The organism is Kitasatospora sp. NPDC127060 (assembly GCF_042724935.1).
Classification (GTDB): domain Bacteria; phylum Actinomycetota; class Actinomycetes; order Streptomycetales; family Streptomycetaceae; genus Kitasatospora.
Genome location: NZ_JBHXEG010000009.1, coordinates 136360 through 151625 on the forward strand (window position 1 = coordinate 136360; position 15266 = coordinate 151625).

A 15266-nucleotide genomic window follows, 5' to 3' on the forward strand; every position below is an offset into this window, starting at 1 on the left:
GAGACAGATCGCCCCCCCGGACGGCAGGGAAATGCCGTCGGCAACACGGGACCGAACTACCCGGTCCCGGCGCGTCTGCCAAGCGGTCCGGCTCTGGAGAACACGCCCTTCGGCGTGCCACCCGCCCGCGCGCTGTTGCCCCGTCGTCGGTGAGCAGGCGGATCTGATGCTCACCCGGTCGCCGGCCTCGTCAGGCCGGCCAGTCCCGCCCTACCGGCGGGCGCGCCCGGCGTCGCGATCGCGTGACGGCTGGGCGCAATCAGCAGCCCGTTGTTGCCCTGATCCCCCGGCACCTGCCCCCGCTCACCTGAGCAGCGGGCGGGGTCCGGGGGTGATGGGGAGTTCCGGGACCGAACCGGCCCCCTCCACCAAGACCCACCAGGAGGCCCCGTGGCCAGCAACAAGGCGCCCAGCCCCAAGGTCGGCGCGAAGAAGACCACGAACCACGGCGATGGCGGAACCGACCCCGACCGGCGCACCCACGCCGAGAAGGAGCTGGTTCCGCAGTTCTCCCCCTTCCAGAACGGCCCGCGGTTCATCTGCCGCCGCTCGGGCCGCTACCCCGACGGCAGCCCGGCCGGCGCAGTGGCGCAGCCCGCCCGGCTGCCCGCGCCGACCACCCCGCTCCACCCCTGGCCGCCGGTCCGCCACCAGGCCGACCCGCAGATCGCGGCCTGACCGACCCGCCGGACCTCTCGGCCCGGCCCTTCCCCTTCCTGGAGAACACCGTGCACCAGCACCTGGTGTGCCGCAGCTACCTCGGTGGCGGCGGCACCGGCACCAAGAAGACCGAGAAGAGCAGCGCGGACAAGAAGGACTGTGCCAAGTGACCGGCAACCAGACCACCGCCCAGCAGCTCCTCCCGGCGACTGGCCGCCCCGCAGACGCCGAAGAGGGGGCGCAGCGCGAGGAGGCCTACAAGCGGGACCTCCGTCAGCGCGAGGCCCTGAGGATCCAGGCTCGGCAGGCCCCCGGCCTCGTCCCGTCGACGGCGCTCGGCGGCCTACTGGCCTGGTTGAACGACCCGGCGAACCGGGTGATCTGGTACGAGGCCCGGTGCCGTCGGCTGGACGAGCAGGTCGACGCCTCGATCGCCCGTACCACCTTCGTCTTCTCCAACCCCTCGGCGCCCGGCCAGGAGCTGGCCGAGCTCCAGGCGACGGTGAAGCTGGCCCGGGAGCGTGTGGAGCTTGCCGCCCTGGTCGAGGACTTCGCCGAGCGGAGCCGGGTGCGGATCACCGCCACCGTCCGCCGCCCCGAGGCACTCGACGCCACCGCCGCGACGGCCGAGCCCGTCGCCCGGATCTGCACGCTGACCGGCCTGCTGCTGCGCGCCCTCGGCCAGCGGGACTTCGCGGCGCCCGCCCAGGTGGTGCTCGCCGTGCAGCACACCCTCGCCGCTCTGGCCCCCGGCTACCAGGCCCCGCGCAACGCCCCCTCGCCCGCCGCGCTGCGGGCCTGGGCCGACGCCCTGGACCTGGCCCTGGCCGCCACGACGTCGGCCCCCGCCCGGAGCTGACCAACCTCCAGCTGTGAGAAAGGAGTTCGCCATGGCATGGCGACACCGCGCTTCGTGTCGAGAAGAGGACCCGGAGCTGTTCTTCCCGATCGGGAACACCGGGCCGGCCCTGCTCCAGATCGAGGAGGCCAAGGCCGTGTGCCGCGGCCGCTGCCCGGTGATGGAGCAGTGCCTCCAGTGGGCCCTGGAGACCGGCCAGGACGCCGGCGTGTGGGGCGGCATGAGCGAGAACGAGCGCCGGGCGATGAAGCGCCGGGCGGCCCGCAACCGCGCCCGCACCGCCTGACCACCCACCCGTACACCGAGAGGACCCGAGACCGTGCCCCTTCCCCAGTGGCTCCAGGAGCACCTGGAGACCAACGACCCGATCGCCGACCTGCGCCGACTCGGCCGCTGGCTCGACGACGACGAGAACCGCACCACCTGGCACACCGTCCGTGCCGGCCGCGAGACCGCCGAGCGCGAGACCGACGCCAAGCTGCGCGACCGCCTGGGCGGCTTGACCATCGGCGAGACCGTGATCCTCAACGGGAAGGTGAAGGACGCCAAGGCCCGCCACATGCTCGCGGGACTCGCCCTGAAGCTGGCCGAGTCGACCCGGCTGCGCACCGCGATGACGCTGCGCAGCCCGGTTGCCGAGGCGGCCGACGAGCAGTGGGTCCGCGTGCAGGCCGCCGCGATCAACACCGGCGTCCGCATGCTGCTGACGCTCCTGACCGAGGCCGCCTTCCGGTACCCGGTCGAGATCGTCCCCACCGCCGTGGCGGTCCTTGGGGACCTCACCAACAACTACGACGCCCGCATGGCCACGCGCGAGCCCAAGGACCTGGAGGCCTGGGCCGAGGCCGTGAACGCCGCGGTCGAGATCCTGACCAGCGCCCCGGCCACCAGGTCCTGACCCGATCCAGCCGTCACCGCCGGCTCGCACCACGCGAGGCACCGGATCTGTCGGTTGCCTGATCCGCCCGCCGCGCCCCCTCACCAAGGGGGTCGGCGTCGGGCGGTGACGGGGAGCCGGAAAGCCCGGCCGCTCACCCTGCGGAGGCATCCATGCCCGCACCGACCGCGCTCGTGCTCCTGGCCGTGCTGCTGCTGACCACCGCGGCGGTATGGGCCCGGGGGCAGCTCCTCCGGCCCGAGCCCGATGTCTACGAGCCCGGAGACCGGCTCAGCCCGGCCGAGGCCGCCGAGACCGCCGAGACCGCAGAGGCCTACGACTGCCTCGACCCGGTTTACCTGCCCGCCGTTCCCCGGTCCGACTGGGCCGAGGCCGCCCGCGAGCTCCAGGCCGAGGCGGCCGCCGCCGAGGCGCGCCTGGCCGCCCGGTCGAAGGCCCTGGACGACCTGCTCCACCGCCTGGACCCGGTCCCCGTCTCCAGCGGCGACCACTCCCCCCAACGAGCGCTCCTCCGAGCGCCCGCCCCCATTCCCCTCCGGAAGGAGCAGACGGCGTGACCGTCACCATCGAGAAGGCGAACGGCCACTCCCCGCGCCTCCTGCCCACCCAGCCGAACCCGATCCACGAGCCCCCGTTCGACCCGCACGACGAACCTGTGTATGAGCCCGACGACATCCAGCCCGAGCCCGACGACTGGCAGGATGACTCGGACGGCTTCCCGGGCGCCCTGGCCAAGGGCGCGGTGGCCATGGGCGCGGTGGTCGCCGCGATCGGCTTCACCGGCTCCTACGGCACCCTGCGCGACCTGGCGCTGCGCAAGCACTTCGGCCTCTTCTCCTACGCCTTCCCCATCGGCATCGACGCCGGCATCGTCGCGCTCCAGGCCATCGACCTCTACCTGCTCCACAAGCGGGTGAAGTTCCCGCTGCTGCGCTGGCTCGCCATGGGCCTGACCCTGGCGACCATCGCCTTCAACGCGGCGGCGTCCGGCCCGATCACCAAGGACCCGCTCGCCGCCGCGATGCACGGCGTCATCCCCATCCTCTACATCGCCTCCGTCGAGGCGGCCCGCCACTACATCGCCCGCCGCAACAAGCTGCTCCACGGCGCTGCCGACCTTGGGGCGCCTCCGCTCAAGCACTGGATCCTCTCGCCCTTCAAGACCGCCCACCACTCGCGCCGGATGGCGCTGTGGAACAAGCCCTACGGCGTCGTCGTCGCCATGGCCCACGAGCTCAAGGTGTACGAGGAGCGCCTGCGCCAGGAGCACGGCAGGGACTGGGAGACCAAGGCGACGCCGGACGAGCTGCTGCCCTTCAAGATGGCGAAGGCTGGCTTCAGTGTCGACGCGGCCTTGGCAATCCCCTTTGAGGAGGAACTCAAGACCCTGGCCCGGAACGGCCGGATGGCCCTTCAACGGTCTGAGGCCGAGGTTCAACAGATCGAGGCGGATCTTCAAATCCGTGAGGCGCGCCTTCAAGCACAGGCCGCTGAGATCCGCGCGAACGGCCGGTTGCAGCAGGCCGAGATCGCGACGAAGGCCGAGATCGACAACGAGCTTCAACTGCGGACGATCGACCTTCAGAAGAAGGTGGCGGAGCGTCAAGCCCAGCTGCAGCGCCTTCAAGACGAGGCAGCCGCCGAGATCGACGCCATCAACGACGCGACCGCCAAACGGCGCTTCGAGGCCGAGCTCGATCGCAAGAAGGCGCAGCTCAAGGCCGAGATGGAGAACCGGCGCCTGGAGGCCGAGGCCGCCCAGCAGACCCAGCAGATCGAGCTTGAAGCCGCTGCCCACGCGGCCCGCATCGGGGCGCTGGGCCGGCTGGCCGACTCGGAGGAGCTCCTGACGGCGAAGCAGAACGAGTTGGCCGCCGCTGAAGCCGCCCGCAAGGCGGTTGAAGCCCGCACCGCCGCCGCTGAAGGTGCCCGCACCGCCGCTGAAATCGAGCGCGACGCCGAGAAGGCGCAGGCCGAAGCTGAAGCGCTTCGCGCCCAGTCGGCCGCCGACAACGAGCGGGCCCTTGAAGCCGAGCTCCGCGCCACTGAAGGCCGGGCGCGCGTGGCCGGGGCCGCCGCCAAGGCCCGCCTGGGCCAGGTCGAGTTCGACGTGCTGCGGATCATGGCGCTGCTCGTCGCCGCCGAGGACGAGAGCACGGTGACTAACGAGCTGATCGTGGCCGAGATCGGCTGCCGTTCCACCGGGACGGCCTCCACCCGCCGGGCCCTGGCCAAGGAGCACCTGGAGAACCCCGACAGCGCCCTGCGAGGCCTGTTCTGGGCCGCCTACGCCACCCCGGAGCAGGACGAGCCCCTGGAGGGCTGACAGGCCCCTGCACGACTGGATCCCGGCCTCTCCGCCGGCCACCAGGACGCGCCCGTCGCCCTGGTGACCGGCGAAGGCGCTGAGGCGCCGAGCACCGCCCACGACCCGGCCGACCGGCCGGAGCCCGGGTCGCGAAACCCCCCAGGTCACGGCCCCGCCGAGACCGCACCAGCGCAACTCCCCGGAGGAACCATGACCACCAACGAGAGCCGCGAGTCCATGCGGGCCGTGGCCCGCAGCCCCGAGGCCTTCGCCGGCTACGTCGGCGACATCCAGAGCCGCCTGCTCGGGCTCGTCTCCACGTTGAGCCTGCTGGCCCAGGAGACCCAGATCGAGCTGCGTGGAACCCACGTCGAAGGCGACCGGCCCTGGGACGCCCGGGCGCGGGCCTGGCCCACCGAGCGCCAGCTACGCAACCTCATCCGATCGATCGAAAGCGCTGTCGCGGCGGCGGAAAAGGTCAATTTCCGGCGCCGCAATCACGACGAAAAGGTTGCAGCACTGCCCGCCCAGCGTGCGGCAAAGGCGCTGGAAAAGGCGAGCAAGCGCACTCCGAAGACCCTTCCGGTCAACAAGACGGCCGAACAGGTTCCCCCGCCGATGAAAACCGGCTACGCTGATCCCCGGTCGATTCACGATCTGCGCGAGCTGCGCGACAGGAAGTCCGCATGAACCGACCACAGACCAGCGTCGAACGCCGCCAGCTGAACCAGCGGAACTTCTACGTCAGCGGCGAAGCCGAGGCGATCGAGAAGCGCGGCGACGACAAAGGGACCGCCGAGAACTGGCTGCGCATCACGCGCAAATGGCTGGCCCAGGAATCCAAATCCGGCCGGGCCGATGTCTGGCTGGGCTGGGCGATGGTGTGCCGGCTGTTCCTGACCGCGATGCAGCGGCGGGCGGCCGGCGATCCCCGCGTCTGGGACGACCTCCAGCTCTACGCGAGGGACGTCACCGCCCAGTTCCCCCCGAAGTAACCATGCGTCACCGCGAGGGCCCCGTCGACCGCCGGCGGGGCCTCGCGCGCGTATCGCGTGCACGCGTGCACGCGTGCACGCGTGCACGAGGACCCCACCCTCTGTCAACCCCCTCTCAGCCCCCGAAGGGAGCGAGCAGTGTCCGACGATGACCCCAGCGGGCGGGTGATCACCTTCCCGGGCGGCGACAAGCCCTACGCCGCGCCGCGGATTCCGCGTTACGCGGACAGCGCCGAGGAGCAGGAAGAGCGCGAGGTCGCGCCGGAAATCCCGGCGGTCCCCGATTTTCCGGACCCGGCTTCATTTCTTCGATCCGAGGGAATTCCCGCCCGGACCGCAACCGCTGACGAGTACGCCGAATCCGAAGAGGAAGGCGAATACGAGGATTCCGGCGAATACTACGAGCGGCGTTCTCTCGCAGAAGTCGTCTCCGATTGGCTGCAATTCCACGTCGACCGCGTCCGCGAGAACCGGGAGGAACACGCTCCAATCCGGGAGGCGCAGGTCGCGGACAAGGTGTCGCGCCTCAATGCGCAGACCGAACGCGAAATGTCGCTGATGGCGCAGCACAACGAATTGCAGAAGGCGCACGTCGACGCCCGCACCGCGCTGGTGTCGGCGCGGGGAAAGGGCGCTGCGATCGGCAGCGGCTCGGATTCCGGCAAGGGGCTGGGCAAGGGTTCGCAGCGCGGCCCGGGCGGCCCGACCAACCGGGGGCCGGGCGGCTCTGGGGGAGGAGGCGGGCCGACCAGCCGAGGCCCCGGCGGTCCCGGCGGGGGGAGCGGGCCGACCAGCCGGCCCCCGGGCGGCGCAGGCGGCGGTTCCACGAACCGCAGCACCGGCGGCAGCCGGGACCAGAGCCGGCCGAATGGCGGGTCGCAGCGAACCGGCGACCGTGACCGGAACTCCGACGGCACCAGGAAGGGCCCTGGAGGCTCCTCTGGCGGCTCCAGCGGCCCCGGCAGGTCTCAGGCGTCCGGAGGCGGGAACGGCCGCCAGAGCGGCTCTGGTGGAGGCCGGGGCGGAGGCGGTGGCAGCGCGGCTGACCGCAGCGGCGCGGGACCGGCCACCAGCAGCCGGGCCGAGCGCACCCGAGCCCGTGAGCAGCGCCGCAGCACACGGCAGGATGCCGACCTGGCCGACCGCACCGCGGACCGCGCGCAGGGCCGGGCGAACCGGCAGCGGGTCGTGGACGACAAGCGGGACCAGCGCAACGCGCGGCGGGAGCAGAAGGCGGCCGAGCGCAAGGCGCGCCAGGACGCGGAGAAGGACGGAGGTACCCCGCAGACGCTCGTCGGCCTCGTCGCCCAGGAGCTGAAGCGTCGCCGTGATCGCGCTGACGGCAAGGACGGCGGCGACAAGGCGCCGGTGAAGCCGGACGAGCCCGAGGTGAAGCCCGACGATCCGGCGGTGAAGGCCGACGACGCGGGCGTGAAGCCGGACGAGCCCGAGGTGAAGCCCGACGATCCGGCGGTGAAGGCCGACAACGCGGGCGTGAAGCCGGACGACGCGTCGCTGAAGCCGGACGACCCTTCGTTGAAGGTCGACGACCCGTCGTTGAAGGTCGATCTGACCAAGGGCTCGAAGGACAAGGAGATTCCCGAGGAAGCTGCGGCCGCCAGCGCCGGTCCCGATGTGGCACCCGAGACCGTGCCGACGCCGGAACCCGAGCCCAGACCGGAGGACACGGCCAAGGCCGAGGAAGCCACCGCGCCAGGGGACACGACCGGCAACGAGTGGATCAGCTTCCTGAAGGACCTGCACGACAAGACGGGCCAGCCCCCGCCCGGCCAGCAGGACCCGGACCCGGACCCGGACCCGGAGCCGGAGCCCATGCCGGCCTACGAGTGGAGGCCAGGCCAGCAGGGCGCGGCGGAAGACGAGGACGACAACATCCCGGACGCGGAGATCGTGGAAGACGACGACGAGCCGGTCAAGGCGCCGGCTGCCCCCAAACCCGAGCCCGGCCCCGAGCCGTCGGGGGAGGCCCGGCCCGCAGCCCGTACCCGGGCCCGCACCGTGGGGCGCCAGCGGACGGCCCGCCAGCACCGCACCGAGGTCACCTTTGGCGAGTACCTGACCGCGATGGCAAACATCGCGGTCAACGCCTCGACCGACTACCTGATGGTCCAGGAAGCCATCGCACAGCTCAGGGCCCTGGCCCGTGTGCTGCGGGAGATGAGCTCCGACCTGGTCGGCAGCCACAACATCGACCGGAAGGTGACCAACCTGATCGCGGACCTGGCGGACTTCGCCGCCACGACCTCACGCGAGGCCGACCGCCTGGCGCAGGTCTGCGAGAAGGCCTCGACGGTGGCCGTGCTCGCCGCCGAGTCGGTCGCCAAGGTCTACGGCGAGGACCTGGACGCGATGGACGAGGGCGGCCTCGACGAGGCTTCCGCAGCCGTCCACCACAACTAGACACATAAAGAAAGGGGACAAGAACATGAGCGAGCAGGCCAGCAACCTGCCTGCCACGCCCGCCCCCGGAACCGCCGTCGCCCCCGCGAGCACGACCGTGGTCCCGGCGCCCGCGGCGGTGCCCGAGACAACGGTCGTGCCCCGGCAGGACTCCCGGCCACGCCGCAAGGTCCGCCGGCGGGTGCCCGTGGCCGGCGACAGCGACCACTCCTTCGATGCCGTCCAGCACAAGCTGCAAGTGGTGATCGAGGCGATGGCCGCCGCCAACACCCACCTGGAGGGCCTGGACCGCAGGGCAAAGGCCACCGCCACCGAGGCCTCCAACCTCGCGTCGAACATCGCGGACGCCGAACTCGACGACGTGTTCGTAGCGATGACCCAGGAGGTCGCCACGGCCCAGGCCGAGGCAGCCCAGGCCGTCCGCGCGATGCTGCGCTCCGCCCAGCAGGCGCAGAAGTCCGCCGTCGCGGCCAAACGCGCCCACGCCCGGCACTACGCCGCGCTGCACCGCGTGCGCAAGGGCCGCAAGTGGCGCACCCCCAAGCCGGACTTCCTCCGACGGTAGCCAGTCCGCATCCCCTTCCCCCGAGGGTGGGCACGCCGAATGCGTCGTGCCCACCCTGTTCTTTGCGCGAAAGGACCTCCCCGGTGGCACTCGCCGTCAACCTGGAACGATCCCTGTACCTGGCGGCCGCCCCCTTCCTCGGGGCGGCCCCGCACCTTCCCTCCCACCACCCCGTCAGCCTCTCCGTTCTCGCGGCCGGAGGCATCGGCATCGGCGCCAGCATCGTCGTCGTGTGCACCGAGAAGGACAGCGCCGGCCGCTGGCTGGTGCGGCTGTCGCCGCTGACCCTGGCCGCCGGCGTCGACTACGCCGCGCACCACACCCCCGGCTGGGGCTGGGGTATCGCGATGACGGCCGGCTGGACCCTGCTGTGCTGCGCCTGGGCGCCGGTCGCCAGGAGCACCGGCCGCTACCGCAAGCGCCGTCGCCGCGCCATCGCCGCCGCCTCGGAGCCGATGGTGCTCACCACCGCCCCGGAGCCGACCCCCGAGCCCGTCGCTGACGACGGCGCGGACGACTTCACTCGGGGCGTGCGCAAGCTCTGGAAGCAGGCCGGCGACCCGGCCCGCACCCACGTGGTCTTCGCCAAGCCGCACCCCGGCACCCACGACGACTTCACGGTCCTGCTGCGGGCCAACGAGGTGGGGCGCCCGATCAGCGGCCTGCGCGAGGCGGACGTCGCCGCCGCATTCGGCGTCCACGAGGCGGACGTGCGCTTCGTGGAGACCACCCAGCTGGCGGGCCGCCAGGCCGGTCCCGGCTGGCAGGAGGCTCAGGTGATCCCCGACGAGCAGCGTCGGCGCCGCACCAAGCCGACCATCGAGGAGTGGTGGGAGGACGGGATCGGCGAGGTGGCGATCCCCGGCTCCCGCTACACGAACAGGATCCGCAAGGACGACCGGGGAGTGACCTACTGGCGCGCGAAATTGCCCGACTCCATCGGCGAGCCGCGTGTCGACCACGCGGCGCTGGCCAGGGCGTTCGGCACCACCTATGAGGAGGGCCGGGTGTTCGTCGATTTCGACGGGCGCCAGGTCCTGGTCACGGTGTGGGACGTCTCCCCGCTCGCGAAGGTCTACCCGGCCACCCGCGAGCTGCTGACCCCGGATGCCAACGGCTGGTACACCACCGGCTTCCTGGCGAACGGTCAGCCGGCCCGGGGCCGGGTACACACCGACCGCGGCATGGCGCACGGCCTGGCCGTGGCTCCCTCGGGCGGCGGCAAGACTCAGCTGATGGCGCTAGCGGTGTGCGCGAACGCTAACTGGGGCGCTATCTGCTGGGTGGTCACCGAGGCACCCGACGAGAAGACCACGGCGCTGGGCGTGCACTGCGACCGGTACGGCGTCGGAGCGCTGTACATGGTGCGCGCGATGCGGGCGCTGGTCGCGCTCATGGAGATCCGCGGCGAGATGCTGTGGGCGGACGGCAAGGTCCACGACTGGGACCCGTGGCTCCCGGGCTGCCCCTACCGGCCGCTCGCTGCCTTCTGGGACGAGTTCCTCTCCGCGGCTGCGGACGGCGAGTACGGCGCGGAGATCATGGACCTGGGCGAGGCCATCTCAGTGAAGGGCCGCAAGTACGCGATCGGCGAGACCCCGGCCGGCCAGTCCATCTACGTCCAGGACGGCTTCACGCAGCTGTTGTTGGAGAACATCCGCGAGAACTGCATCCCGATCGTGCTGAAGGTCGCGCCGAAGAAGATCCTCGACATGTTCAAGACCCTCGGGGTGGCGGCCGACGACATCCCGGACCCGCTGCCGCGCTCGTTCTCGAAGGAGAACGCGGGCCGAATCGACCGGATCATGCAGGGCGAGGCCGAACCCCCGTCCGATTCCAACACCGGCGGCGTCGGCTGGATCGTGCCCGGCCGAAAGCCCGAAGTCCTGCGCACCCTCCTCATGGACTTCAGCCAGCCCATCGCGCCGCTCTTCCCGGAGGAGGCCTTCGGCCTCACCGCGCACGAGATCGCCGAACTCGACGCGCGCGGGCTGTGGTTCGACTGGAACGAGCCTCCCCGGCCGGGCGAGTTCGGCGACGAGCCGGACGACGAGGACGACTGGGAGGACGACGAACCCACGCCCAAGCGCAAGGGCGGCAACAAGGCGGGCGCGGGCAAGCCGGCCGGGCGCAGCAACATCACCAACCCGAAGGACGCCCTGGCCGCCATCCAGAAGCTGCGGGTCTGAAACGCCCTGGGGGCTGTCCGCGAACGGCGGGCAGCCCCCAGGCCCGGCCAGGCCAGGCCTGGGGGCGGTCAGTCCTCGGGGGTCTCGTTCTGCGCCCCGCAGTCCCAGCAGTCCCACACCGCTGGCACCTCGATCTCCTCGCAGCAGTCGCAGTAGTCGCCGTCGACCACGCAGTCCGCGCCGCAGTTCCAGCAGGTGTAGTGCAGGTGCGCCACCGCGAGGCCCTCCAAGTGGTTGCCGGCCGCGACGTGCGGCCCGCCACCAGCATGCCGCCCTGCGGCCCGCCGCAACCCCAACTCCGGCCACCCGGGCCGCTGCTCGGGCAGCGCCGTCCCGACCGTCCTGGAGTTCACCCGCGATCGTCTCCGTCTCCCTCGTCGCCGTCACCGGCGCCGTCGCCGCCTTCCAGCTCTGGCGCCACCACGTGGCGTACTGGCGGGCCGCCGTGTTCACCGTGCTCGGCTTCTGCCTGGCCCAGACCGCCATGGCGCCCTCCATCGACAACGCGCTCCACTCCGTCACCTCCTTCTTCACCAACCTCGCTTCCTGACCACCGCCACCGGGCGGGCCGGAGCGTGGGGCACCTCCCTCCGGCACCGACAACCGAGCACCCCGCAGGGCGCAGCAGCACGGCTGCCGCGCCCTGCGCCATTCCCTGGAAGGACAAGCACGTGGAATCCCAGCAGCCCGCTGCCGCCCAGCTCGCCGCCCTGCGGACCATGCCGAACCGGCCGAGCACCGCGACCCTGCTCGACACCAAGGAGGGCACCGTCGCGATCGGCCGCCATGCCGACGGCAGCGACGCCACCCTGGAACTGTTCAGCCCCGAGGGCCCGGTCTGCGCCGCCATCACGGGCCGCCCCGGCAGCGGGATCGGTGCGCTGCTTGACACGCTGTGGGACGCCGAGGAGGCCTCCGGCCTGGTGGAGTCGTGGGTGGTGGACCTGGACGGCACCCACATCGCGAACCGCCCGCTGACGCACCGCGCCGACACCGTGGCCCGCGCCGCCGAGCTGGTGGCCGAGGCGAGCGCGCTGGTCCTGGACCGCTGGCACAAGGGCCTGTCCGGGGCCGGGTACGAGGAGTACCGGCCGACGGCCGAGCGGAAGCTGGCCACCCTCACCCTGGTCGGCGTGACCGGCCTCCTGGAGCAGGACAAGCGGATCCAGGCGCACTTGGAGACGATCGCCCGATGGGCCGCGCTCGGCGGCCTGCACCTGCGCACGGTGGACAGGCCGGGCAGGTGGGCGTCGGGAGCGCTGGGCCGCTCGATGCGCGACGGCAGCCTCATCGAGCTGCTGGCCGGCGGCCCCGCCATCGACGGCGAGCAGGCACTGCCGGGCACCGGCCTGCTCACCCAGCCCTTCGTCGAACAGGGCGAACTCTTCCGGACCTGGCCGCCGATGCCCGGCGCGACGCCTTGATCTGACCGGACGTCCGGACCAGCTGTCCCCGCCGAGGCGGGGCCCCGCCGAGCCCTTCACCGCTCCGGCCCAGGGCCCCGCCCCGGCGACCCCCATCCCCTCGATTCGCCTCCTAAGGAGTTCTCCGTGTCCACCCCCAACAGCAGCCCCGAGAGCAGCAGGCCCCTCGACCCGGCCCAGGTCATCCTCCTGGAACCCGGCTACGCGGCCGCGCACATGGACGGACGGATCGTCGCCATGGCGGTGGGCCGGGACCGCGACGACGCCGCGTTCGTGCCCGCGCTCATCGACGGCCAGGCCGAAGCCGTGCCCGTTTTCGACGTGACCGCCTACCTGGACGCCGCCGAAGCGCGCCGGGCCGCCCACCGCCAGGCCGTCGAGGGCATGGCCCCCGCAGCCGCGTCGGCCGCCGACCCGGGCCTGCCGCAGGCGGTACGCCAGTACATCGTCTACGGCTCCCTCGCCTCGCTGGCGGCCAGCGGGACGGTGTGGGTGCTCGGCGCCGCCGTCGCCGAGGTCGCCCCGCACGCCGACAAGATCGGCGAACTCCTGAAGTGGGCCGCGGTCCTCGTCGGCGCCGTCGTGCTCGGCGTGGCCGCCCTGCTCGGCAAGCTCCGCTCCGTCACCACCGGGGCGTCCGGCACCACGCCCTCCACGACGGCCAGCGGCGAGGGGGCCTCCGCGACCGGCACCGTGCTGGCCCTCGTGCACCGTCCCCGCACCCACATCACCACCATCGGCCGCCAGTCCGCCGGGTGGCGCGGGTCGATCACCAACCACAACGGCTGAGGGAGAGCCCGCCATGCGTTTCGTCGACCTGCTCGGCATCTTCGGGCCCATCGGGCTCCTGCTCTTCCTGGCCGGCCAGCACCTGCGCTGACCGGCCGTCCGGCTTCGCACCCGGCCCGCACCGCCCGCCCCGCGCACCAGCCGGGCGGGCGGTGTGCTCCCCGGGGGCGTTGCCGGCCGACCGGCCGACACGGACACCCAGGAGGACACCGTGGGAAGCACCCTCGCCTTCATCACCCTCGAACGCGCCGAGTCCGCCCTGGCCGACCAGGACCCGGCCGCCGACGCCGTCACCATCTGCGCCGACGGCGGCTGCGGCGCCGAGATCGAGCCCGGCCCGGCCAGCCGGTGCGGCAGCACCGACGACGACAGCGCCGTGGACGGCTGCGGGGAGCACTTCTGCCCCGAGCACCTGTGGCTGGACGGCGTCGTGACGCCGCAGCCCCAGCACTGCGAGCCGTGCCTCGATGGGCGCGCCCTGCGGACGGCGGCCTGACCGCTATGTTCAAGCAGCACCTGTTCATGTCGCGCGCCGACCGCTCCGCCTGGCGCGCCACCACCTCCCTGGCCGACCTCGGCGAGCTGACGGCCCAGTGGCTGGAGGGCACCATCGCCTCCCACCCCGGGTACGGGCCGAACTTCGGCCCGGACGAGGAGACCACCCACACCCCCGGCCTGGTGCGCGCCCTGGCCCTGTGCAACCGCGGCGGCTTCGTCACCGAGTGCAGCCAGCCCGGTCTGCTCGGGACCGACCGCTACCGGGACTGGTGGGCCCAGCACGAGGCCGTCTCCGGGTTCACCGCCGACCAGGATGTGCTCCACGCCCTGCGCCGGGCGGCTGTGCAGCACGGGCTGCTCTACGTCGAGCACCGCCCCGACACCGCCGACCGGCCGAGGCCGCCGGGCATCGTCGTCACCACCGTCAACGGCGAGCCCTGGACTCGGTTCGGCGACTGGATGCCGCCCGAGGATGTCCGCTTCCTGTGGAAGGGCGCGGGGGAGCAGGCCGTCGCCGCCGCGCAGGACGCCTGGCAGGTCACCCTCGTCAACCCCGTCCCCGGGCCGTTCCGCCAGCTGCTCACCGCCCTCGTCGAGGCCTTCGCCGATCCGGCGCAGGCTCGGTGCGTGCACTGCGGCTGCACGGAGGACGACCCGTGCCCGGGCGGCTGCTGGTGGGCCGCGAACCCGGCGTTCGAGGACCGGTGCAGCGCCTGCCCGCCGCCGGTCCTCTTCGACGACCTCGCCGCCGGGGACGACGACCACCCCGACGGCATCGAGCCCCGGCCCGCAGGTCCCGGAGCCCACCAGCACCCGGCGGCGGCCGCCGTCCTTCACCCCGTACGAGGAGACCAACCCGTGCAGCCCTGGAACCACGCCGGCCACCGCATCGCCGGCACCGAGCACGCCACCCTCGCCTTCGCCGACGGCAAAGAGCTCGTCCTCGCCGACTGGGAGGTCACCGAGGCCGCCCCCGACCAGGACGGCCGCGTCTACGCCACGCTCCGCGGCTGGATCGCCAACGCCACCGGCAGCGCAACCCCCGGCGACCGCTACGTCCTGCCCGTCGAAGCGGGCCGGGCCCACCTGGTTCGCGCGGACCTGCGCGGCCGCGACCCGCTGTCGGACCTGCTCGTCCACATCGACATCCACCACCCCGGCGCCCCGCACCCCAACTCCTGGGACCACCCCGGCTACCTGTGCCGCGTCTCCTGGATGGACCGCCGGATCGACGCCGACGGCCACCGCGTGCCGGAGACAGAGATCGGCACCACCCACTGGACCGACCCCGCCGACGGCCGCGCGTACGACCTGGAGGCCGCCTACCTGCCCGAGGGCGAGCAGTACAACCCCCTCGGCTTCACCTGGCGCCACTACGACCGCTGGCACCAGGGCGTTCCGCTGCTGCACCCCTTCCACGCCGACGACCGGGCCCCGGCCGAGGACGCCGCCACCGCCCGGCCGATCACCGACGGCCCGTGGGTCCTGGCCGCCGAGGCGCCCACCGCCACCAGCCGCTGATTCGCCCTCAGCCCTCCCGGCGGGCCCGGCCCATGCGGCCGGGCCCCCCCCCCCCCACCCCCCCCCAACGGGGGCAGAACAGGCCACCAGCAGCAAAGCCCCCACCAACCCCGCCCCCGGCCCCCGCCCCCGGCGCCCC

The 15266-nt window shown here is 72.8% G+C and carries 17 protein-coding genes; 16 read left to right on the forward strand and 1 reads right to left on the reverse strand.

Features of this window, described 5'->3' with window-relative positions; genetic code table 11:
• The first annotated feature begins 390 nt into the window (after window positions 1-390).
• The 11 genes from ACFWIS_RS08330 (at window position 391) to ACFWIS_RS08380 (ending at window position 10895) form a co-directional block, all read left to right on the forward strand.
• Window positions 391-678 (forward strand): hypothetical protein, encoded by a 288-nt coding sequence (locus tag ACFWIS_RS08330; RefSeq protein ID WP_380523754.1) that lies wholly within the window; start codon window positions 391-393, stop codon window positions 676-678.
• Window positions 679-826: 148 nt separating this feature from the next.
• The gene (locus ACFWIS_RS08335) at window positions 827-1519 is read left to right on the forward strand and encodes a hypothetical protein (RefSeq protein ID WP_380523756.1); all 693 of its coding nucleotides are present in this window, start codon (window positions 827-829) and stop codon (window positions 1517-1519) included.
• A gap of 31 nt (window positions 1520-1550) precedes the next feature.
• Window positions 1551-1805 (forward strand): WhiB family transcriptional regulator, encoded by a 255-nt coding sequence (locus ACFWIS_RS08340; protein WP_380523759.1) that lies wholly within the window; start codon window positions 1551-1553, stop codon window positions 1803-1805.
• Between the two features lie 33 nt (window positions 1806-1838).
• On the forward strand, window positions 1839-2417 hold the full coding sequence (locus tag ACFWIS_RS08345) for a hypothetical protein (RefSeq protein ID WP_380523762.1): 579 nt from the start codon (window positions 1839-1841) through the stop codon (window positions 2415-2417).
• Window positions 2418-2569: 152 nt separating this feature from the next.
• Window positions 2570-2974 (forward strand): hypothetical protein, encoded by a 405-nt coding sequence (locus ACFWIS_RS08350; protein WP_380523764.1) that lies wholly within the window; start codon window positions 2570-2572, stop codon window positions 2972-2974.
• Window positions 2971-4743: a DUF2637 domain-containing protein gene (locus ACFWIS_RS08355; protein WP_380523765.1), complete on the forward strand. Its 1773-nt coding sequence runs from the start codon at window positions 2971-2973 to the stop codon at window positions 4741-4743. Before ACFWIS_RS08350 ends, ACFWIS_RS08355 begins: the two co-directional genes overlap by 4 nt.
• A 192-nt stretch (window positions 4744-4935) precedes the next feature.
• Window positions 4936-5415 (forward strand): hypothetical protein, encoded by a 480-nt coding sequence (locus ACFWIS_RS08360; RefSeq protein WP_380523766.1) that lies wholly within the window; start codon window positions 4936-4938, stop codon window positions 5413-5415.
• The gene (locus tag ACFWIS_RS08365; protein ID WP_380523767.1) at window positions 5412-5720 is read left to right on the forward strand and encodes a hypothetical protein; all 309 of its coding nucleotides are present in this window, start codon (window positions 5412-5414) and stop codon (window positions 5718-5720) included. Before ACFWIS_RS08360 ends, ACFWIS_RS08365 begins: the two co-directional genes overlap by 4 nt.
• 138 nt (window positions 5721-5858) lie before the next feature.
• Window positions 5859-8141: a hypothetical protein gene (locus tag ACFWIS_RS08370; RefSeq protein ID WP_380523768.1), complete on the forward strand. Its 2283-nt coding sequence runs from the start codon at window positions 5859-5861 to the stop codon at window positions 8139-8141.
• Between the two features lie 25 nt (window positions 8142-8166).
• On the forward strand, window positions 8167-8706 hold the full coding sequence (locus tag ACFWIS_RS08375) for a hypothetical protein (RefSeq protein ID WP_380523770.1): 540 nt from the start codon (window positions 8167-8169) through the stop codon (window positions 8704-8706).
• Window positions 8707-8789: 83 nt separating this feature from the next.
• Window positions 8790-10895, forward strand: coding sequence for a chromosome segregation protein ParM (locus ACFWIS_RS08380; RefSeq protein ID WP_380523772.1), 2106 nt, complete (start codon window positions 8790-8792; stop codon window positions 10893-10895).
• 68 nt (window positions 10896-10963) lie between these two features.
• Here ACFWIS_RS08380 and ACFWIS_RS08385 read toward each other — a convergent pair whose 3' ends face one another.
• Window positions 10964-11248, reverse strand: a complete 285-nt coding sequence (locus ACFWIS_RS08385) for a hypothetical protein (protein ID WP_380523774.1) — start codon at window positions 11246-11248, stop codon at window positions 10964-10966.
• Between the two features lie 71 nt (window positions 11249-11319).
• On the opposite strand from ACFWIS_RS08385, the gene ACFWIS_RS08390 reads away from it, so the two are divergent.
• From ACFWIS_RS08390 to ACFWIS_RS08410, 5 genes are all read left to right on the forward strand, one after another.
• A complete protein-coding gene (locus tag ACFWIS_RS08390; protein WP_380523776.1) occupies window positions 11320-11445 on the forward strand; it encodes a hypothetical protein in 126 nt (41 codons plus the stop codon).
• 121 nt (window positions 11446-11566) lie between these two features.
• Window positions 11567-12319 carry a hypothetical protein gene (locus ACFWIS_RS08395; protein WP_380523777.1) on the forward strand — a complete coding sequence of 251 codons (753 nt, stop codon included), beginning with the start codon at window positions 11567-11569 and terminating at the stop codon, window positions 12317-12319.
• A gap of 126 nt (window positions 12320-12445) precedes the next feature.
• The gene (locus ACFWIS_RS08400) at window positions 12446-13108 is read left to right on the forward strand and encodes a hypothetical protein (RefSeq protein WP_380523779.1); all 663 of its coding nucleotides are present in this window, start codon (window positions 12446-12448) and stop codon (window positions 13106-13108) included.
• A gap of 211 nt (window positions 13109-13319) precedes the next feature.
• Window positions 13320-13604: a hypothetical protein gene (locus ACFWIS_RS08405; protein WP_380523781.1), complete on the forward strand. Its 285-nt coding sequence runs from the start codon at window positions 13320-13322 to the stop codon at window positions 13602-13604.
• A 5-nt stretch (window positions 13605-13609) separates the two neighbouring features.
• A complete protein-coding gene (locus ACFWIS_RS08410; RefSeq protein WP_380523783.1) occupies window positions 13610-15127 on the forward strand; it encodes a DUF6919 domain-containing protein in 1518 nt (505 codons plus the stop codon).
• Window positions 15128-15266 lie beyond the last annotated feature (139 nt).

Bases quoted from the DNA above. Each gene is read 5' to 3' on its own strand.
- ACFWIS_RS08340 (WP_380523759.1), top strand. From the start codon at position 1,551: ATGGCATGGCGACACCGCGCTTCGTGTCGAGAAGAGGACCCGGAGCTG.
- ACFWIS_RS08350 (WP_380523764.1), top strand. From the start codon at position 2,570: ATGCCCGCACCGACCGCGCTCGTGCTCCTGGCCGTGCTGCTGCTGACC.
- ACFWIS_RS08360 (WP_380523766.1), top strand. From the start codon at position 4,936: ATGACCACCAACGAGAGCCGCGAGTCCATGCGGGCCGTGGCCCGCAGC.
- ACFWIS_RS08365 (WP_380523767.1), top strand. From the start codon at position 5,412: ATGAACCGACCACAGACCAGCGTCGAACGCCGCCAGCTGAACCAGCGG.
- ACFWIS_RS08375 (WP_380523770.1), top strand. From the start codon at position 8,167: ATGAGCGAGCAGGCCAGCAACCTGCCTGCCACGCCCGCCCCCGGAACC.
- ACFWIS_RS08410 (WP_380523783.1), top strand. From the start codon at position 13,610: ATGTTCAAGCAGCACCTGTTCATGTCGCGCGCCGACCGCTCCGCCTGG.